The 21,996-nt window shown below is 49.9% G+C and carries 20 protein-coding genes, 1 tRNA gene and 1 pseudogene; 12 read left to right on the top strand and 10 right to left on the bottom strand.

Annotated elements, in window-relative coordinates; all coding sequences use genetic code 11:
• Complete coding sequence (locus NC981_RS01465; protein ID WP_348241244.1) at positions 1–906, top strand: peptidoglycan recognition family protein; 906 nt, start codon at positions 1–3, stop codon at positions 904–906.
• A 48-nt stretch (positions 907–954) separates the two neighbouring features.
• On the opposite strand, the gene NC981_RS01460 is transcribed toward NC981_RS01465, so the two are convergent.
• Positions 955–3,702: an FG-GAP-like repeat-containing protein gene (locus NC981_RS01460; protein WP_348241243.1), complete on the bottom strand. Its 2,748-nt coding sequence runs from the start codon at positions 3,700–3,702 to the stop codon at positions 955–957.
• A 250-nt stretch (positions 3,703–3,952) separates the two neighbouring features.
• Positions 3,953–4,564, bottom strand: coding sequence for a cob(I)yrinic acid a,c-diamide adenosyltransferase (cobO, locus tag NC981_RS01455; RefSeq protein WP_348241242.1), 612 nt, complete (start codon positions 4,562–4,564; stop codon positions 3,953–3,955).
• 524 nt (positions 4,565–5,088) lie between these two features.
• On the opposite strand from cobO, the gene speY reads away from it, so the two are divergent.
• The 3 genes and pseudogenes from speY to NC981_RS01440 all read left to right on the top strand — a co-directional run bounded on the left by speY (position 5,089) and on the right by NC981_RS01440 (position 6,887).
• The gene (speY, locus tag NC981_RS01450) at positions 5,089–6,276 is read left to right on the top strand and encodes a deoxyhypusine synthase (protein WP_348241241.1); all 1,188 of its coding nucleotides are present in this window, start codon (positions 5,089–5,091) and stop codon (positions 6,274–6,276) included.
• 139 nt (positions 6,277–6,415) lie between these two features.
• Positions 6,416–6,691 (top strand): annotated as a pseudogene (locus NC981_RS01445) (BrnT family toxin).
• Positions 6,675–6,887, top strand: coding sequence for a hypothetical protein (locus tag NC981_RS01440; protein ID WP_348241240.1), 213 nt, complete (start codon positions 6,675–6,677; stop codon positions 6,885–6,887). The pseudogene NC981_RS01445 and the gene NC981_RS01440 overlap by 17 nt, the downstream one beginning before the upstream one ends.
• 231 nt (positions 6,888–7,118) lie before the next feature.
• On the opposite strand, the gene NC981_RS01435 is transcribed toward NC981_RS01440, so the two are convergent.
• The 3 genes from NC981_RS01435 to thyX form a co-directional block, all read right to left on the bottom strand.
• A complete protein-coding gene (locus NC981_RS01435) occupies positions 7,119–7,760 on the bottom strand; it encodes a biopolymer transporter ExbD (RefSeq protein WP_348241239.1) in 642 nt (213 codons plus the stop codon).
• A 21-nt stretch (positions 7,761–7,781) separates the two neighbouring features.
• Positions 7,782–8,435 carry a MotA/TolQ/ExbB proton channel family protein gene (locus NC981_RS01430; RefSeq protein WP_348241238.1) on the bottom strand — a complete coding sequence of 218 codons (654 nt, stop codon included), beginning with the start codon at positions 8,433–8,435 and terminating at the stop codon, positions 7,782–7,784.
• A gap of 173 nt (positions 8,436–8,608) precedes the next feature.
• Positions 8,609–9,382, bottom strand: coding sequence for an FAD-dependent thymidylate synthase (thyX, locus tag NC981_RS01425; protein WP_348241237.1), 774 nt, complete (start codon positions 9,380–9,382; stop codon positions 8,609–8,611).
• Positions 9,383–9,612: 230 nt separating this feature from the next.
• Between thyX and NC981_RS01420 the strand changes: the two genes are divergently transcribed.
• Both NC981_RS01420 and NC981_RS01415 read left to right on the top strand, forming a co-directional pair.
• A complete protein-coding gene (locus NC981_RS01420; RefSeq protein WP_348241236.1) occupies positions 9,613–10,488 on the top strand; it encodes a tetratricopeptide repeat protein in 876 nt (291 codons plus the stop codon).
• A 49-nt stretch (positions 10,489–10,537) separates the two neighbouring features.
• The gene (locus NC981_RS01415) at positions 10,538–11,131 is read left to right on the top strand and encodes a YdcF family protein (RefSeq protein WP_348241235.1); all 594 of its coding nucleotides are present in this window, start codon (positions 10,538–10,540) and stop codon (positions 11,129–11,131) included.
• Here NC981_RS01415 and NC981_RS01410 read toward each other — a convergent pair.
• The gene (locus tag NC981_RS01410) at positions 11,128–11,424 is read right to left on the bottom strand and encodes a DUF2288 domain-containing protein (RefSeq protein ID WP_348241234.1); all 297 of its coding nucleotides are present in this window, start codon (positions 11,422–11,424) and stop codon (positions 11,128–11,130) included. The genes NC981_RS01415 and NC981_RS01410 overlap by 4 nt on opposite strands.
• Here NC981_RS01410 and NC981_RS01405 point away from each other — a divergent pair.
• The 3 genes from NC981_RS01405 (at position 11,423) to ftsZ (ending at position 14,355) form a co-directional block, all read left to right on the top strand.
• Entirely contained in the window at positions 11,423–11,821 is a 399-nt protein-coding gene (locus tag NC981_RS01405; RefSeq protein WP_190375992.1) for a DUF4168 domain-containing protein, read from the top strand. The two genes, NC981_RS01410 and NC981_RS01405, sit on opposite strands and share 2 nt — an antisense overlap.
• Before the next feature lie 280 nt (positions 11,822–12,101).
• On the top strand, positions 12,102–12,914 hold the full coding sequence (locus tag NC981_RS01400) for an FtsQ-type POTRA domain-containing protein (protein ID WP_348241233.1): 813 nt from the start codon (positions 12,102–12,104) through the stop codon (positions 12,912–12,914).
• A 214-nt stretch (positions 12,915–13,128) separates the two neighbouring features.
• Positions 13,129–14,355, top strand: coding sequence for a cell division protein FtsZ (gene ftsZ, locus NC981_RS01395; protein ID WP_348242019.1), 1,227 nt, complete (start codon positions 13,129–13,131; stop codon positions 14,353–14,355).
• 303 nt (positions 14,356–14,658) lie between these two features.
• Here the strand turns inward: ftsZ and glp are convergent, their stop codons facing one another.
• Positions 14,659–15,867 (bottom strand): gephyrin-like molybdotransferase Glp, encoded by a 1,209-nt coding sequence (glp, locus tag NC981_RS01390; protein ID WP_348241232.1) that lies wholly within the window; start codon positions 15,865–15,867, stop codon positions 14,659–14,661.
• Positions 15,868–15,927: 60 nt separating this feature from the next.
• On the opposite strand from glp, the gene mtnA reads away from it, so the two are divergent.
• Together mtnA and NC981_RS01380 are read left to right on the top strand one after the other, a co-directional pair.
• Entirely contained in the window at positions 15,928–16,989 is a 1,062-nt protein-coding gene (gene mtnA, locus NC981_RS01385) for an S-methyl-5-thioribose-1-phosphate isomerase (RefSeq protein ID WP_348241231.1), read from the top strand.
• 147 nt (positions 16,990–17,136) lie between these two features.
• Positions 17,137–17,209: transfer RNA gene (locus NC981_RS01380), tRNA-Ala, on the top strand.
• A 114-nt stretch (positions 17,210–17,323) separates the two neighbouring features.
• On the opposite strand, the gene NC981_RS01375 is transcribed toward NC981_RS01380, so the two are convergent.
• Together NC981_RS01375 and NC981_RS01370 are read right to left on the bottom strand one after the other, a co-directional pair.
• On the bottom strand, positions 17,324–17,644 hold the full coding sequence (locus NC981_RS01375) for an IS630 transposase-related protein (RefSeq protein WP_348242018.1): 321 nt from the start codon (positions 17,642–17,644) through the stop codon (positions 17,324–17,326).
• Between the two features lie 179 nt (positions 17,645–17,823).
• The gene (locus NC981_RS01370; RefSeq protein ID WP_190376087.1) at positions 17,824–18,663 is read right to left on the bottom strand and encodes a fatty acid desaturase; all 840 of its coding nucleotides are present in this window, start codon (positions 18,661–18,663) and stop codon (positions 17,824–17,826) included.
• Between the two features lie 171 nt (positions 18,664–18,834).
• Here NC981_RS01370 and NC981_RS01365 point away from each other — a divergent pair, with 171 nt between their 5' ends.
• A complete protein-coding gene (locus NC981_RS01365) occupies positions 18,835–20,007 on the top strand; it encodes a TetR family transcriptional regulator (RefSeq protein ID WP_348241230.1) in 1,173 nt (390 codons plus the stop codon).
• Here the strand turns inward: NC981_RS01365 and dnaG are convergent.
• The gene (gene dnaG, locus NC981_RS01360) at positions 20,004–21,908 is read right to left on the bottom strand and encodes a DNA primase (protein ID WP_348241229.1); all 1,905 of its coding nucleotides are present in this window, start codon (positions 21,906–21,908) and stop codon (positions 20,004–20,006) included. The two genes, NC981_RS01365 and dnaG, sit on opposite strands and share 4 nt — an antisense overlap.
• Positions 21,909–21,996: the final 88 nt, after the last annotated feature.

Here is a 21,996-nt window from a genome sequence, read left to right as displayed (position 1 = left end):
ATGAAGAGGCTTTTTCAGGTTCTTGCGATCGTCCTAGTCGGGTTTGCTACATTTTTGATTGCTGTTCAATCGGGACAAGCCGAATGGCTCGATGGGCTTCGGATCAAGACCTCCCAACCCCGGTTGATTAGTTTTCAGCAAAATATTGCCGAGGCAAGCGATCTGCTATCGAGCGCTTGTGCCATTAAACCCGTCTCAAGAGGCGGTAGACCCCGAAATCTTCCCGCCATTCAAGGCACTCCTTCTCTGAGTCGATTCCGCCAAGACTCGCCCCCTAGCTCGACTTATCAACCGAGAGAAGAAGTTGCTCTAGCACATCCTTCAAACTTCGGACGACGATTTGCTCAAGATCTGTACGGTCGTCCGGTCAGCAATGAGCCGATCGTCGTTCTGCATGAAACCGTGGGGTCGGGCAGCTCTGCGATTAACTACTTTAGAACGCCCCACCCGAATGATAATGATCAAGTGAGCTATCACGCTCTCATTCGGGAAAACGGTAATGTGGTTTATCTCGTTCCGCCCGATCGTCGTGCTTTTGGAGCCGGAAACTCTGTGTTTAATGGCAATAAAGGGGAAGAAGCGGTCAAAACAAATCCCACCTTTCCGCCTTCTGTCAACAATTTTGCTTACCATATCTCGCTAGTGACACCGCCTGATGGACGAGACGATGGAGCTAGACATAGCGGCTACACTCGCGCTCAATATCAGTCCTTGGCTTGGCTAGTCGCCAAAACAGGCATTTCCAACGATCGCATTAGTACCCATCAGCTTGTTGATCGATCAAGGTCGCGACGTGATCCCCGCAGCTTCAATACCCAGCTCTTCGCCCAACTTCTGGATGCTTTCCCGAAGACGAGCGACATTTCAATGCAGTGCACATTGCCTGCGATCGCTCAAGAAGAATAAAAAACAGGGACGCTTCACCAGCGTCCCTGTCTATCAGACACAATTGAGTTAGTTGTAAGTGAACTTGATGTAGTTCTTGCCGATCGTGTCTTCGGGAGTATCAGCCTTTGATGGGTCGATCCTGTTGTTAGTGAAGTCCGCCTCTTTGGCCGTATTTTCTGCCGGATCAATCCAGACTGAGAGGTAATAGGTTTGTCCGCGCGCCAGCGAAGTTTCGGGAGGAAGCTTGAGGTTAAGGTCTAGCATCCTCGTATCCGATCCGCTACCTTTTGCCCCCAGAATCGTGCCACTTGCTGGAGCATCGACGAAGAACTGGTTGAAATTGCCAGAGGTAGTGCCTGCTGCCCAAACCTCTAAGGGGATGTCTGTGGTTTGATCTAGAGTTGTATCTGAAGAGAGATAGAACTGGAGTGGAAGAGCAGTGTCGCTAGGGAACGCTCGATTTCCAAGGTTTTGCAGCGTGAATGACACTCTCAGTGTTTGATCTGGTGCAAAGGTTCCGCTCGTTACCCGCATATCCGAGCCAACCAGCTCGATCGTTTCTGTCCGAGTTACAGCAAGCTGTCCCTTGTCGGTGTTGAGCGCTACGTTGAAGTTGTTGCTCTCGTTGTCTTCAGTCAACTTGTTGTTGGGATCGACGACCATCCCGATCGTGTACTGTCCATCCACAAACCAGAAGTCTGCGGCGGTATCGGGTAAGACCAGTTGAACTTCAATCTCAGCACTTGTTGCACCCGCTGCCAGAGATGCGATGGTGTAAACGGGCAGCGTTGAGCCTGTAGTCCCTCCGATCTCAAGTTGTGCATCTGCTGTTGTCGTCGTGTCAATCCGACCATCACGCGAAATTCGGAAACCAACTTCAAGATTATTGATCGCAAGCGAACTGTTGTTTCTAACTTTGAATCTCGCGGTGAGGCGGTTCTTCTCGAAGACTTGACCGCTGCCTGGCTCAGGTGTGGGATTGAGCGCAAGTGCAGCGTCCAGCAACGAGAAGGAGACTCCCGCAACATCAGTGGTCTTGGGTTTGCCCGTTACGCTTAGCGTGTAGTCGGGGGCTAAGTCTGTCCGGGTTGTGGACACTTTCACAGCGTAAGCCCCCCCATTCAGCAGCATATCAGGCGTAGCCGCGATCGCGCTTCCAAGGGTGCCATTTTGCAGAATCGGGAAGAGTTCCAGGGTCACTCCAGTGCCTGTCGCATTGAGCGTCACATTCGACTGAGTAGAAACGTTGAATCTGAAGTAGTCAGCCGCATTGAACTGTACTCTATCCCGGTAAGTTGCGCTTCCATCTAACAAGCCCAGGTTGAAAGCCGTCGCTGCCACATAGCCCCCCGATTGGGAACGTCCGCTAATTTCAAACGGCTGGGCTTGAATTTTGCGCTGCATGATGCCTTGAACTCTCCAGGGGCTGCCGATCGTACTTGCCGGGGCATTCCTGGTGCTAATATTTGTTCCGTTCATCAGCAAGATTTCAATTCCCCCCTGCTGGTCGTTTCGGTAGATGATATCTTCCTTGCTGTCATAGTTAAAATCGCCAATTCCGGCGATCGTCCAGCCTGCGCCGTTGTTGTAGTTGCTGCCGTTGAATTGGACAAATTGCTGGCTTGAGAAGCTCTTGCCATCCGGATTCATCAGCCAAATTGCCATTTCACCTGTTCTGCGGTTGCGCCACAGCAAGTCTTTGTTGCCGTTGCCACTGTTTGTTCTGCCGTCAAAGTTGCCTAACGCCTCAATTTGCCAGTCTAGTGAAATTGCCGCCGTCATCCAACCATGACTGATACTGGTTCCATCCATCAACCAAATTGCCGCAGTACCTGTGGAGCGATCGCGCAGTACAATGTCTGTCTTGCCGTCGCTATTGAAATCACCGTAGAGCTGCGGTTGCCATGAAGGTGCAATTTTAATTAAAGCTCCACGTCTGATCTCAGCACCGTTCATCAGCCAGAATGCGAAGTCGCCAGTTGACAGGTTCTGGAGGATAATATCTGATCTAGTATCTGCGTCAAGATCAACGGCTGCAACAGTTCTCCAACCCGGACCAACATTAACTAAGTTTCCGTTGACCGATACTCCACCCTTAAGTTGCCAAACCGCAACTTGTCCTTGACTAGTATTTTGCCAAACAAGGTCTGCTTGCCCATCGCCACTGAGATCCTTTACAGCGGTAATCTGCCATTCTGGACCAATTGAGAGATTTGCCGAAAATCCTGCATTCGCAACCTCTCCTCCTTTAAATGTCCAGAAAGCAACCTGCCCCTGACCATTGCGCCAGAGGAGATCTTCTTCTCCGTCCCCGTCTAAGTCTGCAATGCCCTGAACTTGCCAATCTGAGGCGACATCTTCCTGCGATGTTGCCCCTGCAACAGTTGTGCCATCCATTCTCCAGACAGCAGATTGAGCGCCAGGAGCATTACGCCAAAAGATATTGCTCAGGCTAGCGTCAGTGTTAACTGCAACATTCAGCTTGTAATTTGCAGTTGGAGCGTCTTGGGCAAGCGACACCTCTATGGTGTAAACTCCGGGGGTCAGAGCGCCTGTCCCCAGTAAAAGCGACTCAGAAAGCTTGCCTTGATTTCTAGATTCTCCGACTAAGACCCTGGTGCCGTCAGTCATTGCCGGTTCTCGGAACACTCGGAGATCTGCATCACCAGACAGATCCGTCAATGAAAAATTTCCTGCACTGCTCCGAAAATTTCTGAGATCGATTTGAAAGCTAGTGGTAGGAGTGTTGGTATTGAGGGAGCCGCTCTGGGTCGATGGAATCAGTGGATTTTGAATAAGAGTGGGTGAAGTCATAGTGTGCTGATTTAGGCTGAATTGCTACCGACTTTTGACGTAGTATTCCCTGATGTCAGAGGTCAAAAAGCGCTTTTCTAGGAAATTCTCAATTCAGCCGAACCAACAGAGCAAGCAACACTTAGAAGAATTTATACAGAGTTATCCGATATTGCTTCAGAGTGAATACTGAAAATAATTCCCCTTGAGAGACTGAACGATCGCCCCTCCGTGAAGCTCCGGATTGCATTGTTTCACCTGGAAGATGCAATTAAAACTCAATTCCCGGCTGAGCTTTGATCCCTTGTTCGCGGAAGGGATGCTTCACGATCGTCATTTCGGTGACGAGATCTGCTCGATCAACGAGAGCTGCGGGTGCCCCTCTTCCGGTGAGAATGACATGAGAGTCTTCTGGTTTTTGGTCGAGTCCTGCTAAAACGGTTTCTACTTCGAGGTAGCCCAGCTTCAGAGCGACATTGACTTCATCGAGCAAGATTAATCGAAAGTTGGGATTCTGAATATAAGAGAGTGCTCTTTCCCAGGCTTCTGTGGCTTTGAGAATATCGCGATCGCGATCTTGGGTTTCCCAGGTAAAGCCTTCTCCCATTGCATGAAACTCAAGCTGATCGCCCCAGTGCTCGAATGCAGCTTTCTCCGCAGGTTCCCATGCGCCTTTGATGAATTGCACGATCGCGACTTTGTAGCCGTGACCCAAGGAGCGTAACACCATTCCTAAAGCTGCAGTAGTTTTTCCTTTTCCGTTTCCGGTGTTCACGATAATCAAGCCTTTTTCACGGGTGCGATCGGCAATGCGTTGATCCTGGACTTGTTTGCGGCGCTGCATTTTCAGGCGGTGCTGTTCCGCGTTTAAAGCGTCAGACATGATTTCAGTAGAATGATAGGGCGATAGATTGTAGCGTATTTGTGTTCACTCTGTAGCGGAAGCTATTAATAAAAACGTGCCATTTTTTTTAACAGTGCTAGGATGAGGCTATCTGTAGCAGTTGCAGGTTAAGAGAACAGAATTGAAACGTTTTTCTTTAACTGGATATCCTTGGCGACCGCTGTGGTATCTGGAGCTGAAATTGAAGCGCATAGGGCAGTGCGATCCGACGCTATCTTGGGTTGATCGCTGCGAAGCTCCCAGTATGAACTGACCGATCTGTAACTTTAGGTTCGTCGATCGTTCTTCTCTCTTGAGAAGCTAATTACCGCACGGACTGGATCGGTCGGATTCTCTATGAACGGGAATTCTTAAACTTAAATAGTGCGATCGGCTCAAAGCGGTCTAGTTTGTGCTGGATAACTTCTGAAGTTTTCAGTGGTCATAGCTGCGTTGCAAATTTCAGCCTGGGTTCATTTTGTCTGTCTTCACTCTATGCGTTTGACCTTTTCTGGAGTATCACAATGTCCAAGCTTCTTAGCCGCAAGATTACACCCGCCCCCATTCCAAATGATATTAGCGTGGTGGATTTAATCGACGGATATTTTACCGCTTACAATTCTGCGCGATTGCGCGAGGTGTGCCATCTGCTGAGCCGCGAAGTGATGCAAGCAGGGGTGACGGTTGGTGTGAGTTTGTCAGGAGCGATGACTCCGGCGGGTTTTGGAACTTCGGTGTTAGCGCCCTTGATGCAGAATGGCTTTATTGATTGGATCATCAGCACGGGTGCAAATCTGTATCACGATCTGCATTACGGTTTGGGGCTAGATCTCTACGCCAGCAATCCGTTTGTCGATGATGTGAAACTGCGTGACGAGGGGCGCATTCGCATTTACGACATCATTTTTGATTACGATGTGCTGCTCGGAACGGATGCGTTTATCCGCCAAATTATTCAGGCGGAACCGTTTCAGAAACGGATGGGAACGGCTGAGTTTCATTACCTCCTGGGTAAATATGTGCATGAGGTGGAACGCAAGCTGGGGGTAAAACATCCTTCTTTGCTGGCAACGGCTTACGAGTGCGGTGTTCCGGTCTACACTTCGTCGCCGGGAGATAGTTCGATCGGGATGAATTTGGCGGCGATGGCGCTGGAAGGCTCGAAGCTGCAAATTGATCCGCTACTGGATGTGAATGAGACAGCGGCGATCGTGTATTCTGCGCGTGAGTCTGGTAATTCCAACATTGAGGGCAAGAGTGCTGCACTGATTATTGGGGGCGGCAGTCCGAAGAATTTCCTGCTGCAAACTCAGCCTCAATTGCATGAGGTGTTGGGTTTGGAAGAGCGCGGACATGATTTCTTTGTGCAGATTACCGATGCTCGACCGGATACCGGTGGATTGTCGGGGGCAACGCCGAATGAAGCGGTAAGCTGGGGCAAAGTTGATCCCGATGAGTTGCCAAATACGATCGTCTGCTATACCGACAGCACGATCGCGCTTCCAATCATGACGGCGTATGTGATCAATCAATGTGCCCCACGTCCGTTGAAGCGATTGTACGATCAGCGTGAAGCAATGCTGGCGAAGCTGAAAGCAGATTATCAAGCGGCAAAACTCCAGCCTGCTCATCTGGCTACGGAGTCAATCTCAGGTGCGGAACGTCAATCTGTTGCAACTTATCCTTGCGGTACTCCGATCCGGAGTCGGTAGTTTTACTTCCGAAACTTATTCAGGTGGGTAGGTGGATTGCCTACCCGTAAAATATTTCACAGGTTGTTTAGCCTGAAACTTATATGTCGAATGGAGCCGAGCTACTCGCAAGTAGGCGTTTGGAAGTCAAAAACCTGAAATGAAGTTTCAATGGGATCGACACAAGGCAAGCTCTAATGAACAAAAACATGAAGTAACGTTTGAAGAAGCAGTGACTGTTTTTGCTGATCCGTTAGCGATTACGATCGATGATCCGAGACATTCCATCGGAGAAATTTGACTGGTCACGATCGGCAACTCGACGCGATTTCGATTGTTGATTGTGTCGCATACTGAAAGAGACGGTGAAATTCGGCTGATTAGCGCTCGTCTAGCCACTCAAAAAGAAAGGAGGGTTTATGAATCAGGAGAATAATTTACACGAAGACGATGAAATGCTTCCTGAATATGATTTTTCAGGCGGAGTGAGAGGGAAGTATTACGAAGCGTTCAAGAAATCTAGCAATGTCGTTGTTCTCGATCCAGATGTGGCAGAGGTTTTTCGAGATTCAGCTTCAGTTAATGAGGCATTGAGACTGCTGGCTAAGATCGCAAAATCAGTTCCAGCTTGAGCGTGGATAAGCAATTGAAGATTCGGAATGATTTCGATCGCCTTGCCCTTCTTGAGCAGTGGGAAAACAGCCGTCGATAGAAGCGATCGCAGCAATGCGCGAACATCTTCGGACTGATGAATATTTGACAATCTCTCAAGCAAAAAAGATGTACTCCCGATTCTTGAAAAACGTGCAAATCAGAAGACATCTCTTTTGGCGATATTCAGATGTTTGGACAAAGTGAGTTCACTACGGAGATTGAGGAACTGCTTCACCGGGAGCGGTTGGAACGGTCTTTGAAGGAGCCGGAGCCTGTGGAGCAGTAGGCTGAGCCGGAGCGGTCGGCGTGAGATTCGGATTAATCGGCGCGACGTTCGTTGGAGCAGTCGGACTGGGAATGAGGTTTGGAGCCGGAGTAATTTGCGGGATCGTTCCGGGCGCTTGTGGTTGTCCAGGTTGTGGCTGTCCCGGCTGATTGCCCGGTGCAGTCGAAAGCGCAACTTTATCAGCGGCGACCGATCTCATCACATCCAGCACCTGAATCACATCGTTATAAAACGCAGTTTGAGCCGCTTCGAGGACTAATAATCCTTCGGGTTGCTCTCGGTGGTACGCCTGAACGAGCTGTAAGAGTTGAGAGCGATCGATCAGTTGTCGCTGTCCTTGATTCGACAAGTAAGTTTGTCCATTGGAATCTAGACCAATGACAAGCATTTCACTCATCAGAACGCTACTCGTTTGCGACTGTGGCAGGTCTAATCCGATGCCCTGCTGACGAGTCAGTTGAAGTGCAGCCAGGATAAAGAAAGTCAGAATACAAAAGATCACATCGATTAGCGGAATGATCTGGATCTGAGCTTCATCGGTGGGAGAGTCGAGATTAATTTTCATAACGCTGAATCGAGTGAGGGGCTAACCGTCTTTGCGATCGAACTTATTGTGAGTTAGTTGCCATTTCTGGCGGTACAGCAATTCTAGATCGTTGCCTGTGCGACGAAAGATCTTCGCCTGATTGAAAATCAATCCTTGAAAGATGCGGTAAAACACAAGGCTGAAGATTGCTACAACTAGCCCCGCTGCGGTACTAATCAACGCTTCCCCGATCCCGGTTGTTACCCCGGCGGTGGAAGCGGTTCCAATATCGCCGATTCGGATCGATCGCAACGACAGAATTAGACCGATCACAGTTCCCAACAGTCCGAGCAGTGGAGCCAGCGCGATCACAGCTTCGAGAATTTTGTCGCCGCGCCGCATTGAAGCGATCTCCTCATCGGCAGAAGATTCCAGCGCCAGACGAAACAGCTCCGGATCGGGATTTTGCAAGCGCATCGGAGCATAAAGGAAGCGTCCGATCGGCTGATCATAAGACTGCCGCGCAATTTCAACTGCCCCATCCCAATCGCGCCGCGAAGTTTCGAGAATTCGTCCGGCGACTTCTTTCTCTTTATTGAGGACGTTGAACCAAAACCACGATCGCTCAATAATGGCTCCAAGCGACAAGATTGAGAGAACAAACAACGGCAGCATCGTTATGCCGCCTTTTTCAAATAGTTCAATGATATTCATGATTGCTCTTCCTTTCTACGTGTCCCTCGTCGCATCCCAATGAGTGAATCGGCTGTTTGAAGATTCCATAAAATCTTACTGCGTGAGCGATTCATTTCTGTGGAATCTCTAAAAGAAAAGAGAACTCTGCCACCTAATTTGGCGCAAAGTTCTCTCGATGCTTTGAGAAGAAACTAGAACGATCGGTTCAATTCTTCCCAAGCGCCGATCGTTTGCGGCACGATCGGCTGAATCAATTGAGAAATGGCATCGGCGTAGAAGTGAATTTCTTGCTGCGCGCCTTCGCCTTTTCGCAGTCCGATGAAGTGGAGTACCGCTTGCAATGAAACTGTCCAAACCCAAGAAGTGTAGACGCTTGGAACCAAAACGCCTCGCGCTTGCTCTCGACCGACTCCAAGTTCAAGCAAGTCTTTATAAGCCTTGTAGCTGGCTTCACATTGAGCGCGGTAGATTTCGAGCGCTTTTTGGTTTTGCGCTTCGGGAATCTCGCCGAATGTTGCTTGTCGATTACTCTTGGACTGCTGACGGAATGAAGCAGGAATGTAAAAGTCTTCGGAATCTTCGATCGCCACATAGCGAAAACTCTTTTCGTTCCAACCGACTTGCTCATCGTTGTGGCTTGAGGCGATAACGTGCTTCCACCATTGGCGTGCGACAAAGAGCGGCGCTTTCACTTTGAATTTAAACACCACACCTCGAAACGGTGAGGTGTGGTGATGCTGAATTAGATAGCGAATCAGCTTGATGTCTTTGTCATCGAGATCGATCGACACCTTATCAAAGCTAGCCCTGGCATCATTCACAATGTCTAAATCACTGCCCATATGCGACAGCAGCGCGATTCGACTTTTGCCATCGTTGAGCGGATCGATCCAGGGCGATTGTGCTGTAGGGTCGGGCAAGTCAGACATATTTGTGAAATTGGGAACAGCAATAGATGAAATCATGGACGATTCCTCAAACGGTGGACTTGAGCAAAACGCTATTGGTAGCGTTTACTGTACCGCTAGTTTGAGAAAAATTCAAGATATAGGGCTGACTTTAGCTTTTGCAAAATGTCTATCTAATCATAATTCTGCAGCCTGAATGCTTTGCGATTCTCCATCGATATCCCCAAAATTAACAAGATCGATTAAGCTTACTGCATATCTTGCCGTCGTTTTTTAAAGGCTTTGTCGTGCCCAAACGTCTCTCTCTCTTCTCAATGTGCCTGATACTCGGACTCCTGACGACTCGACCTGCGTCCGCTCAAGCACTGATCCCCCACGCACCCCAAGTTGATTTTGACAAACTAGAGCAGCAAGGGTTGGGGCTAGTGCAAGAAGCGTCCCAGCTCGCGCAGTTCAACCAGAATCAGTTAGCGTTAGCGCGAGCGAGACTAGCAGTTCAACTTGCACCTAAGCGTCCCGAAACTTGGGCAATTTTAGGCGGCTTGTATCTTGAGACGAATCGAACTGACGATGCGATCCCCGCGCTCAGAAAAGCGAATTCACTTGATCCCAAAAATTCTGCCATCCTCTTTGCCTTGGGAACCGCACACTTCCAGAAGGCACAGTACGAAGAGTCGATCAAACAAATTCAGGCAGGACTCAAGATCAAGCCCGACGTCGCGGGGGCTTATTTCGATATGGGTAATGCTTATCTAATGTTGAAAAAGAATCGAGACGCGATCGGCAGCTATGAAAAAGCGACCTCACTTGACCAAAAGTTTTGGCCTGCCATTAATAACATCGGACTAATCCGCTACGAAGAAGGCAAGATCGACGAAGCAATCAGGCTCTGGCGGCGATCGGTGGCGGTCGATCCAAAGCAAACCGCAGAACCGCAGTTGGCGATCGCGGTTGCGCTCTTTCGGAAGGGGAACCAAACCGAAGCGCTCACGCTCGGAGAAAGTGCATTGAAGCAAGATGTCCGCTATAGCGAGCCGAAATTCCTCAAAGAGAATCTTTGGGGCGATAAACTCATGGCAGATACTCAAAGATTTTTTGCCTTACCGCGGATTCAAGCGGTTATTGCTCAGGCGCAATCTGAACAAGAACGCCGCAAGCAGTAGTATCTCAAGAGTTGGGCGTGAATTTATCTGTTTTCGCAGGGGTGGCATCGTGCGCTTAAGAGCCGTTTCGCCAAATCAATATCACCGTAAAAGCCGCAGACGATCGTTTCCCTGGCTGCTTCTACTCACGCCGATCGTGCTGTGGATGGGAGTACGATCGGCAAGGCTATATTTTGAGCAACCGGATGCCATCTTGGTACTCGGTGGAGCAGAAGAGCGCGAGATTTTCAGCGCCAAATTTGCCAAACAGCATCCGAATCTTCCGGTCTGGATTTCATCGGGTGCGCCACGTGAGTATGCAGAGCGCGTCTTTACTAAAACAGGTGTGAGCCTGCAACGGCTGCACTTAGATTATGAAGCGGTCGATACGGTGACGAACTTCACCTCGATCGCCGATCGCTTGCGTCAGCAAAATATTCGCAGCGTTTATCTCATTACCTCGGACTATCATATGCGCCGCGCTCAGATTATCGGCGAAATCGTCTTAGGGAGTCGTGGGATCAATATTCGACCGATTGCAATCCCGTCGAATCAGTCGGAAGAATCGCTCTCTAAGGCAGTTCGAGATGGGGGACGAGCTTTGCTTTGGGTGACAACGGGACGGACGGGCGCGAGTCTTGCACCCGCTAGCAAAGGGAATTAAGCGGCAGCTAATTCTTGAATCAACACATAAGGCTGGAGAATCAACGCCTGAAAGCGCTTGGTTTGGTCTTCGTTCCAAACGGTTTTCTGCTCGATCGACGGCTTGTAGATCAAGCAATCTTGAATCCACTGCTGCACTGAACTAATTTGATCGTTGGCGATCGCGTATCCAACCTCTACAAGATCAAGGGAATCAGCGACCATAATTACGGCATCGCGATCGGCGTGAGGAATTAACCATTCCCACTCTGCTTCGTCTAAGGATTCTCTCAGTTCTGCTTTTAAATCTGACATGACTCGAATTTCTAAGCTTATTTTAATGATCGCACTTCTGTTGATTTGCGTTCTAGCTCACCCTAGCGCAAGTTGGGCGATCGCAGAAAGCCCAATTCCGCCCCCCGTAAGCTCAAGCATTGATGCCAACACGATCCCATCCGAGAAGCTGAATCAATTTGTGCAGTCCTGCTTAGAAGTGGTGACGCTAATTGAGCGGCGAGAAGGGGAACTACAAGCCGCAGAAACAGAGTCTGAATCGGCACGAATTCAGCGAGATATTGAAGCTGAAGCGATCGCGATCATCGAAAGAAATGGGCTAACGCGCCAAGAATATTTACAGCTTTTGAGCCTTGCAAATGTCGATCCGGAGTTTGGTGAACGGGTGGCGACGCTGCTACAAGAAACACCCAGCTAGGGGAGGTTTCGATGGTCTCTGAACAGGGCTTAGAGCGATCGTGCTTAAGTTGTGCCCCACTCCCCACTCCCCCCGATTTAAGATCGCCATAGAGCCTGAAAAAGATTGCCGAAAAAAGCTTCCAACCTGAAGCAGATCGATTAGAGTTAACGTCTGAACCCTACTAACTGAAGTTTAACTAATTTCAAGACTCATGCAGTCGGTTGAGATCAGTTAAACCTCCTGGCAGAAGGGCTTCAACCTCAATCGCTTCTCTATTGACCCGAATCGCGCCTTTCTAATGACAAGCATCGCCCCCGTGTCCCGCAACGAACTCTCCCAGCGCCGCCAACAACTCCGTCGCCAGCGTCGAACCCGGTTGTTTCAGACCAGTTGGCGCAGCGCTGCGATCGCAAGTTTAGCCGTGGGCACGGTCTGGGTCGCCACGCTCCCCGCTTGGGTGATTCGCAAGCCCGATCAAATCACCATCAAAGGCAATCGCTTGCTTTCAGAACAAACGATTCGCACGCTGTTGCCGATCGATTATCCCCAGTCGCTGCTGAAAGTGCAGCCGCACTGGATTGCCGATGCGCTCATAGCCAAAGCGCCGATCGCCAACGCAACCGTCGATCGCCAATTGTTTCCACCGGGCTTAACCGTGCGGATTCAAGAGCGCGTTCCGATCGCGCAGACTACTTCAAAAGCGGCTCCGCCCGGACTGCTCGACGAAACCGGAACCTGGATGCCGCAAGAAGGCTACACGAAATTGAACCCTAACTTCAGACCACCCGACCTCAAAATTATCGGCAACCCGGAGCAATATCGTTCTCACTGGGCAACGTTCTACCGCACCATTCGCCAGAGTCCCGTTCGGGTTTTGGAAGCGAATTGGGAAGATCCGACAAACTTAATTCTCAAAACCGAACTAGGTGCGGTACAGTTTGGGGGCTACGGCTCGAATTTTCCGACGCAGCTCAAAGTATTAGACGAGATGCGCCGGTTGCCGAGTCGGGTGAATGCGGGTCAAATTCTGTCGATCGACTTAAGAAATCCGAATTCTCCGGTTCTGCAAATGAATGCACCCCAAACTCCTGTAAAATTAGGTACTCCATAGAATAAAAGTTGTGAGAAAATCTCCAGCGAACTGTCGCGAGTCCTGATAAGCTAATGTGCTAATCGAGTTCAGTCGCCCTTTTCGACTGCTCTGCTGTTCATCTCCACCGCTTGAAATCCCAATGACGCTTAATCATAATGAGTCGAATGCCAACCCAACAACGCTGAATCATCAGCCAGAATCAGGCTACCTAAGCTCGAACGCGGAAGGGCAAATGAATAATTTTTCGACCTCAGATAACTCAAATCCATTTAATTCTGGTTTGTATCATAGTCAAACGATGGGACAGAACGCTGGGCTAAAGACAGTCCCTGATGCAAGGAGTGGTGATATTGTGCCTGGGAGCATTGCCAAAATTAAAGTAATTGGCGTGGGTGGCGGTGGCAGTAATGCAGTCAACCGCATGATCGCCAGTGATGTTCGGGGAGTCGAGTTCTGGTCGATCAATACCGATGCTCAGGCGCTGACTCAATCGTCTGGCTCGAAGCGGTTGCAGGTGGGTCAGAAGTTAACGCGCGGACTGGGTGCAGGCGGCAACCCAGCAATCGGGCAAAAGGCGGCGGAAGAATCGCGAGATGAGATTGCGGCAGCGCTCGAAGGCGCGGATTTGGTGTTTATTACCGCAGGCATGGGAGGCGGTACAGGCACCGGAGCCGCGCCGATCGTGGCGGAGGTCGCGAAAGAATTAGGGGCGCTGACGGTTGGCGTGGTGACGCGTCCGTTTACGTTTGAGGGTCGGCGGCGGACGGGACAAGCCGAAGAAGGCGTGGCAGCGCTGCAAAGCCGAGTGGATACGCTGATTATTATTCCCAACGATAAGCTGCTGTCGGTGATTTCCGAGCAAACTCCGGTGCAGGAAGCGTTCCGGACGGCGGATGATATCTTGCGTCAAGGGGTGCAAGGCATTTCGGATATCATCACGATTCCGGGGTTAGTGAACGTGGACTTTGCGGATGTCCGGGCGGTGATGGCAGACGCGGGATCGGCGCTGATGGGAATCGGCATCGGTTCTGGTAAGTCGAGAGCGCGAGAAGCGGCAGTCGCAGCGATTTCTTCGCCGTTGTTGGAAGCTTCGATCGATGGAGCGCGAGGCGTGGTGTTTAACATTACGGGCGGCTCTGATCTCACGCTGCATGAAGTGAGCCAAGCTGCCGATACGATCTACGAAGCGGTTGATCCGAATGCCAACATTATTTTTGGTGCAGTGATTGATGAAGCCTTGCAGGGTGAAATTCGGATTACAGTGATTGCGACTGGGTTTACGCAAGACGTGCAGCCGCAAGCGACGACGACGAAGAGCGTTTCTGTGCCGCAACCAAAACCTCGACCAATTACGCCTCCACCGATGGGTCAACCGCCTGCACCGGAGCCGACACAGCAAAAACCAGGAGGTCTGGATATTCCTGAGTTTCTGCGGACGAGACGCAAACCGCAGAAGTAGGTGGAAGTTGGCTGCGTTCGGAGTGGCTAAATCCCCCGCGAGTGGCAAGGAGCTTTTATCAGGATCAACGATCGCGACCACTGAAATAGCTCTCCGGATCACTGAAATAGCGATCGCGAGGACTAAAACAGCCCTCCGGATCACTGGAATAGCGATCGCACTCTCAGCCTTGGCACAGTGGGAGACTTCTAGTTGTTCAAGTAAGTTCGATGAACTTCTTCGCTCTGTTTTTTACCCGCCCCAAATTCTATTCCGGGCGCGGTCGAACCGGAGCGAAGGAGTCCATCGAATTCACAGTAGTTTTTAGCTCACTTTGAGAATTTGGATAGTTTCGCCTGGGGAAATGTGAGTTTGTCCGATCGACATTTTCCCCAGTGCATTCGTTCCTGCAAGATTGATCAAGTTTCCCGATAAGCGACTGCCACCCGCAGGAGTGAAATGCAATACACCGTCTGAGATCGACACCGATCCCCATAGGTAAAACTCCCGTTTGCCGTCGGATTTGAGTTCTTGAGTGGCGATCGCGCTCAAGAATTCGGGCTTCCAGCCCTGCCCCAGTCCTGATAATTTCCGAATTGCAGGCTGAGCAAACCGCCAAAACGTCACTAACACTGAAGCCGGATTTCCGGGGAGTCCAAAATACAGCGTCGAATTCGGAAATGTTGCAAAGGTCAGAGGTTTACCGGGCTTAACAGCGACGGAGCGAATCTGAATCGCTGCACCTAATTCTTCTAAAATGCGATCGACGTAATCGTAATCGCCCACAGAAACCCCACCCGAAGAAATGACGACATCCGCAGACTCAACCGCCGTAGCGATCGCGTTCTTCAATTCCGCTGGCTCATCACAAATAATTCCCAGCGAAATCACCTCTGCTCCCATTTCTGCAACGAGAGCTTCGAGCGCATATTGATTAGAATCGACAATTTGTCCGGGTTGGAGTGGTCGATCGGGAGTAACTAATTCGCTCCCCGTTGAAAGAATCGCCACCCGCAAACGGCGAAAAACTGGAACTTCTACACATTGCGCTGCTGCCAAAATCGCGATTTCAGGCGCTTTCAGAACAGCACCCGGAGAGAGTAGAGGATTTCCAGCCTGATAATATGAACCGCGATATCGGACGAACGATCCCTGAGTGGGAGGAGGCGTGAGAATCGAAACGCGATCGCCCTGCCGCTGAGTGTTCTCCTGCATCACAACGGTATCTGCGCCCGCAGGCATCATCGATCCCGTGAGAATTCTTGCCGCTTGTCCAGGCTGTATCGATTTCTGAGGTAGATAGCCTGCCGGGATCTCTTCAACGATCTCTAGAATAGCGGGCTGTTTCACATCCTCAAATCGCACTGCATAGCCATCCATCGCAGAATTATCCCAGTGGGGAAAGTCGAGGTTACTCGCGATCGGAGCCGCGAGAATGCGATTACGACACGCTGCTAACCCAACCCTTTCGATTTCTCCGATCGCCTGAACTGACTCTAAAATCAGCGTTTCTGCTTCTACAACTGACAGCATAAATTCAATTCCAAATCCCGTTTCCGCTAAGATCAACAATACTCAACCGTAAAGCTAAATATGTCTCCGAGTCAGGTTTATCCCCAGGTTTATCCCGTAGTTTGGAACCACGATCGCGTCTTGCTGATCGATCAAACTCGTTTGCCCAGTGAATACACCACAGTAGAAATTTGTCGCTGTGACGAAATGGCTCAAGCGATCAAAACGATGATTGTGCGGGGTGCGCCTGCGATTGGGGTTGCTGCCGCTTATGGAATGTATCTGGGTGCGCGAGACATCGAAACCCCGAATCGAGAACAATTTTTAGCCCAACTCGAAACTATCGCTGCCCAACTCCGTGCGACTCGTCCAACGGCGGTGAATTTATTCTGGGCGATCGATCAGATGCTGAAAACGGCGCGGCAAACACTCGGATCGATTGAGTCTTTGAAAGAGGCGCTATTGTACGCAGCCAAGCAGATTCAGGAAGACGATTTAGCCACTTGTCGATCGATTGGCGATCACGGTCTAGCGGCTTTGCCCGCAACCCCTGAAAGACTGCGGCTTCTCACACACTGCAATGCAGGCGCATTGGCAACCGCAGGGTATGGAACGGCTTTAGGTGTGGTGCGATCGGCATGGACAGCGAACCGTTTAGCGCGAGTGTATGCCGATGAGACGCGCCCTCGCTTGCAAGGAGCCAAACTTACAGCTTGGGAATGCGCTCACGAAGGAATTCCGGTGACGCTAATTACCGATAATATGGCGGCTCACTGTATGCAGCGCGGCATGATTGATGCGGTTGTTGTGGGAGCCGATCGCATTGCGGCAAATGGAGATGCAGCCAATAAGATTGGGACTTACAGCGTGGCGCTGATTGCAAAAGCACACAACATTCCGTTCTTCGTTGCGGCTCCGGTTTCAACGATCGATTTCAGCATTGCGGATGGTACTCAAATTCCCATTGAAGAGCGCGATTCGTCTGAGATTTACCAAATCGGTGAAACGGTTATCTGTCCGCCTGGCATTGAGTTTTACAATCCTGCGTTTGATGTGACTCCGGCTGAGTTCATTACTGCTATCGTTACGGAATTCGGCGCATTTGCACCGGATCAACTTCAGGCGAAGTTGCGAGTTGCTTAGGTACGATCGTATCTTTTGGCTTTGGGTCTTGCAGTTGGAGATCGCTATTAAAACAGTCTCTAATGCATACCCTTGCGCCTTCTAACAAAGTCGAAAAAACCGCATTGTTGCTGTTTGTCTAGACTAAGGTAGAATAAGTTAAAGACCGGGGCTATAGCGCAGTTGGTAGCGCGTCTCAATGGCATTGAGAAGGTCAGGGGTTCGACTCCCCTTAGCTCCATACTCTGAAAACGCTGATATAGACGGCTTTGTGACTTGACCTGCTTCACCGACGTAAACTTGACGGGACGGTTCAATCAAAGCAAGCTGTTGCAGAAATTTCGCTCGTTTCACTTCATCCCGTTCGCGATAGCCGCAGGTCTTTTTTACGAGTGAATCTAATCTTCGCTAAAGCCCGTGAGATGGTGCGCGAACTCACGCGGTCGTGCCACAGTTCGGCGAGTTCTACCTGAGTCTTGTCACCCTGCCGTTTCACAAAAGCGCGAAATGCTTCCCGATCGACAATTCGATGGCTGGAGCCCTGCGGATAGCCTTGAGTCGCCTGGAAGCTTCCTGTCTCTGAGCGCCGTTTCAACCAACGCTCAAGACTATCCCGACTGATGTTGAACATCTGAATCACTTCGCTCTTTGGCACACCTCGGTCTAGGGCTGCAATGGCTTTTTCTCGTCAATCCTGACTGTATGCTTTTGGCCCGATCTCGACCCAACGACTCAACAAGGTTAGAGTGCCCACTAAGTCTCGTTCGATACCGCAACACTATTGGCGACCGCTATAAAAACATCAAAACGCGATCGCACTCGATCGCGTTTTGGCCTTCTGCTGATTAAATTAACTCAATTCGGCGGCATCACCACACGACGAGCTAAACCAAGCGATCGCAACACCTGAATTGCCCACCACGTCACATCAATTTCCCACCATTTCCGACCCGCTTTTGCCACATTCGGCTGAGCATGGTGATTGTTGTGCCAACCTTCACCGTAGGTAATCAACGCTGCCCACCAAAGATTGCGTGAATTATCCTCTGCTTCATAGTTTGTATAGCCAAACAGATGCGTGACCGAGTTAATAAACCAGGTGCTATGCCACAACAACACCGCCCGCAACACTAAGCCATAAATAATAAATGACCAACCGCCTAATAGATAAAGCACGATCGCCATCGGAATTTGCAGCGCAAGATAAACTTCAGTGCGATCGAGCCAACGATAGAACGGATCACGAGCCAGATCCGGCGCAAATTGTCGATAAGACTCATAGTTAAAAAACTTATCGCGGGGATACAGCACCCATCCCATATGGCTCCACCAGAAGCCACGACTGGCTGAATAGGGATCATTGTCTACATCTTCTGTATGCAAGTGGTGCATCCGATGACCCGCCACCCAGAAAATTACACCACCCTGTAGTGCCAGTGTTCCAATCACCGCCAACGCATATTCCAAAGGTTTGGGAACCTGTAAGCTTCGATGTGTCAGCAGGCGGTGAAAACCTAAACAGATGCCAATACTACCAAATAGCCAATGTAAAAAAATCATCACGCCGAGGGCCTTCCAGGAGAAAAACCAAGGGGCAGTGAGTGCCAGAGCGTGAAAGGCTCCGAAAAACGCAACGTTCGTCCACTCCAGTTTCAGAGCTTGTTCGGAGTCGGCTTGAATAGAATTAGAAGTCATGAAAATCCTTTACTAAGTTGACAACGATCGGTCTTGATTCAGTCCGATCTCAAGTTGCATTTTCAACTTTTGACGAAATCCGTTACAGTTGAGAAACGCATTTGCAAGTGCCGCTTGCATCTGTAGCCTAACAACGGATGAGCTTTTCTGCAAGTAGCACTTGCATTATTTATGCCTACTCCTAGAACGACCACTCGCCAAAGGCTGATTCAAGCGGCACTGGAGCTATTTACGGCTCACGGTGTCACCGAGACGACGACCAAACAGATCGCTGAATTAGCAGAGGTCAACGAAGTCACGCTGTTTCGGCATTTTGGTAATAAACATGGATTGCTGTTAGCCGCAATCGAGGAAGCGGCGGTGTTTACAGAACTGGGTCAAACGCTGGTACAACAAGCGGATCAAGCGGATTACATTGATCAAGCGCTGAAAGAATATGCCACAACTTGTCTAGAAGCCTTGGAGCGAGTTCCCGAAATGGTGCGATCGGTGGTCGGAGAAGCAGGGCAATATCCGGCTGAGAATCGCAAAGCGTTGGGGCGGGGTCTGACTCAGGCGAATCGCTATGTGGCGGAGTATTTTGATCAGATGATTCAGCGTCGTCAAATGCAGCCAAATCTGCCTGCGGAGACGCTTGCAAGCTTGCTGAATGGAATGCTGCTAGGGTATGCCGTGATTGAGTTCACTAGCGAATTTCACGAACTTTGGCAGAGCCGAGAAGAATTCGTGTCGAACCTTGTCACGTTGTTTTTACAAGGGGCGCTCCAGCCTTCCCAGTCGGTTCCTTCAGGAGTTCGGGATTTGAGCGCTGATATGGTGCATTCGATTTTTCAACGTGCTAAAAAGCGAGGATTGCAAGACTATGCGATCGCGTATGTTTTATTTGGGGCGGGACTGAGTGCGGGTGAATTGGTGCAACTCAGACGATCGGACTATTCCTCGACTCGACACCAACAACAGTTACAGCTTGCTCAAGAGTTTGTTCGTCCGCTCAATCAGTGGATTTTAGGAAAGCGTTACGGTTCATATACAAAAAATCCGCTGACTCAATGGCTTAAAAGCCGCAAAGATGTTTCGCCAGCGATGTTTCTCAATTCAAGCGGTCAGCCGATCACCGAAGCAGATTTGTTGCAGCGCTGGAGTAGTCTCACAGAGGGCATTTTGAAACCACCCACGATCGAGCAAGCGTTTCAAACTTGGTGTGTTGAGCTACTCATGCGAGGAATGTCGATCGCAAACTTACAAGTCCTGACGCGACGAGAGCTATCCGAGTTACAGCCGTTTGTCGATCGAGCCAGAGAGAAGGCTGCGTTAGAACAAGCAATTCGACTCGATCAAGCTTAATCGACCGCGATCGGTGCTTGTACTAGGTCAACAAAACTGACTTGACGCAGACGATCGAGTTCTGTAATTCGCTGTTTCTCAACATAGGCTTTTTGCTGATAGAACTGTCCCAGATCGGGTGTGGTGCTGAGATCTGTTTTTTCCCAAAGATCAAGGAAGTGCCGATAGCGTTTTTCGCACATGACGCGCTCAATTCCAGCCGTAGCAGAACGAATCACAAGTGGCGCTCTGAGAATGTCGCGCTTGGTCTTCTCGTCGAGTTCAAACAGCGAATAGACCTGAGACATTTCGCGCGGGAAGTCGTGAGTGCGATCGCGCAGTTGCTCAAACAAATCACAATCGAGATTGTCTTGCTCGATCTCGCAAATTTGCCGCCAGAGAAAGCGATGGTGTGACAGGCTAAATTCGAGATCTTGGGCATCGATCGCGGCTCTAATTTGAACGCGACATTCCGGTGCATGAAGGTAGAGGCGCAATAGCTGAGATTCACATTCTTCGAGTAGGTTGCGATCGCCCGGAGTTTGCCATTTTTGAGATCGACCATGCCACCGTTGCCCCCGCACTTGCAGCCGTAAGTTTTCTTCAATTTGCCGAGCTAACCGACTGTTGCCCTGACTCAAGAGTTCTGCACAGTAATGAATGTAGTGTGTTCGCAGCGAGGGATTGGGAAGATTTCCAAGCAGAGACACGATCGCCATCACTGCCTTCTGGAACTGATCGGATTGTTTCAGGTCTTGATGCAGTATTTCTTGTTCAATCTGCCAATCTAGCCAAAGTGGGGCGCGATCGAGCAAGGCTTGATAGTCTTGTGCTGAATGATGCTTGAGATAGTCATCCGGATCTTTACCATCGGGAGTGTTCAAGATCCGAAGCTGAACTTCTCCTTGATAGGCGAGATTTGCAATTTCTCCGATCGCTCGTTCTGCTGCTTGGACTCCTGCACGATCGGCATCAAAGTTAAACACAATTCGCTTGGATTCAGTAAAGCGCAAAAGTTGTTTCACTTGAGCCACACTTAAGGCTGTTCCAAGTGAAGCCACTGCATTCGTAATTCCAGCCGTATGAAGCGCAATCACATCGAAATAGCCTTCAACCACAACGGCTTGGTCTTGTTTCGCGATCGCGCTCTTCGCTTTATCCAATCCAAAAAGCGTCTTCCCTTTATCAAATAGATCCGTTTCAGGAGAGTTCAGATACTTCGGCTGTTCGTCGCTTAAAGTTCGTCCACCGAATCCAATCACGCGACCTTGAGAATCATGAATTGGAACCATTAAACGGTTACGGAAGCGATCGTAATATCCCTCACCATTTTTGCGCGGAATCAACAATCCGGCTTTTTCCACCATCACAACCGGATAGCGCTTTTGCTCGACTAAATACTTAGACAACGTTTCCCATCCAGCAGGAGCAAAACCGAGTTGGAATTGCTGGATTGTTTCCGGGGAAAGTTTGCGATCGCGCTTCAGATAGGAGAGCGCTTCTGCGCCGTGGGACTGTTGTAAGGCGTGTTCGTAGAATTTAGCTGCGATCGCCAAAATCTCGTATAGCTGTTCTCTCACCGACTGTTGACGCTGGAATTCCTGACGATCCTCAGCTTGCAGCGTTTGTACTGGAACTTGGTACTTATTCGCCAGTTCTAAGACAACTTCGCTAAAATTGCGTTTGCCCAACTCCATGAGAAACTTGATCGTATTGCCCCCCGCTCCACAGCTAAAGCAGTAATAAAACTGTTTGCTCGGACTTACTGTAAAGCTCGGAGATTTGTCATCATGAAACGGACACAAGCCGACAAAATCCTTGCCCTGCTTCTTCAGGACAACGTGTTCCGAAACGACATCAACAATATCAGCGCGTTGTTTGACTTGTTCGATCGTGTCTGGATGCAGGCGAGGAACGTTCATGATCACTCTCTACTGATACACCTATTCTAGCGACAGAATGAATTTCTAGATACGCCGTGAGTAGGATTTGATTTGTTTATTCTACGCT

The organism is Leptolyngbya sp. DQ-M1, assembly GCF_039962505.1.
Classification (GTDB): domain Bacteria; phylum Cyanobacteriota; class Cyanobacteriia; order Leptolyngbyales; family Leptolyngbyaceae; genus Leptolyngbya.
This window is presented reverse-complemented; position numbering and strand designations above follow the sequence as displayed.

Bases quoted from the DNA above. Each gene is read 5' to 3' on its own strand.
- thyX (WP_348241237.1), bottom strand. From the start codon at position 9,382: ATGATTTCATCTATTGCTGTTCCCAATTTCACAAATATGTCTGACTTG.
- NC981_RS01365 (WP_348241230.1), top strand. From the start codon at position 18,835: ATGCCTACTCCTAGAACGACCACTCGCCAAAGGCTGATTCAAGCGGCA.
- mtnA (WP_348241231.1), top strand. From the start codon at position 15,928: ATGTCTCCGAGTCAGGTTTATCCCCAGGTTTATCCCGTAGTTTGGAAC.
- speY (WP_348241241.1), top strand. From the start codon at position 5,089: ATGTCCAAGCTTCTTAGCCGCAAGATTACACCCGCCCCCATTCCAAAT.
- NC981_RS01430 (WP_348241238.1), bottom strand. From the start codon at position 8,435: ATGAATATCATTGAACTATTTGAAAAAGGCGGCATAACGATGCTGCCG.
- NC981_RS01400 (WP_348241233.1), top strand. From the start codon at position 12,102: ATGACAAGCATCGCCCCCGTGTCCCGCAACGAACTCTCCCAGCGCCGC.
- ftsZ (WP_348242019.1), top strand. From the start codon at position 13,129: ATGAATAATTTTTCGACCTCAGATAACTCAAATCCATTTAATTCTGGT.
- NC981_RS01440 (WP_348241240.1), top strand. From the start codon at position 6,675: ATGAATCAGGAGAATAATTTACACGAAGACGATGAAATGCTTCCTGAA.
- dnaG (WP_348241229.1), bottom strand. From the start codon at position 21,908: ATGAACGTTCCTCGCCTGCATCCAGACACGATCGAACAAGTCAAACAA.
- glp (WP_348241232.1), bottom strand. From the start codon at position 15,867: ATGCTGTCAGTTGTAGAAGCAGAAACGCTGATTTTAGAGTCAGTTCAG.
- NC981_RS01410 (WP_348241234.1), bottom strand. From the start codon at position 11,424: ATGTCAGATTTAAAAGCAGAACTGAGAGAATCCTTAGACGAAGCAGAG.
- NC981_RS01405 (WP_190375992.1), top strand. From the start codon at position 11,423: ATGACTCGAATTTCTAAGCTTATTTTAATGATCGCACTTCTGTTGATT.
- NC981_RS01435 (WP_348241239.1), bottom strand. From the start codon at position 7,760: ATGAAAATTAATCTCGACTCTCCCACCGATGAAGCTCAGATCCAGATC.
- NC981_RS01370 (WP_190376087.1), bottom strand. From the start codon at position 18,663: ATGACTTCTAATTCTATTCAAGCCGACTCCGAACAAGCTCTGAAACTG.
- NC981_RS01460 (WP_348241243.1), bottom strand. From the start codon at position 3,702: ATGACTTCACCCACTCTTATTCAAAATCCACTGATTCCATCGACCCAG.
- cobO (WP_348241242.1), bottom strand. From the start codon at position 4,564: ATGTCTGACGCTTTAAACGCGGAACAGCACCGCCTGAAAATGCAGCGC.
- NC981_RS01465 (WP_348241244.1), top strand. From the start codon at position 1: ATGAAGAGGCTTTTTCAGGTTCTTGCGATCGTCCTAGTCGGGTTTGCT.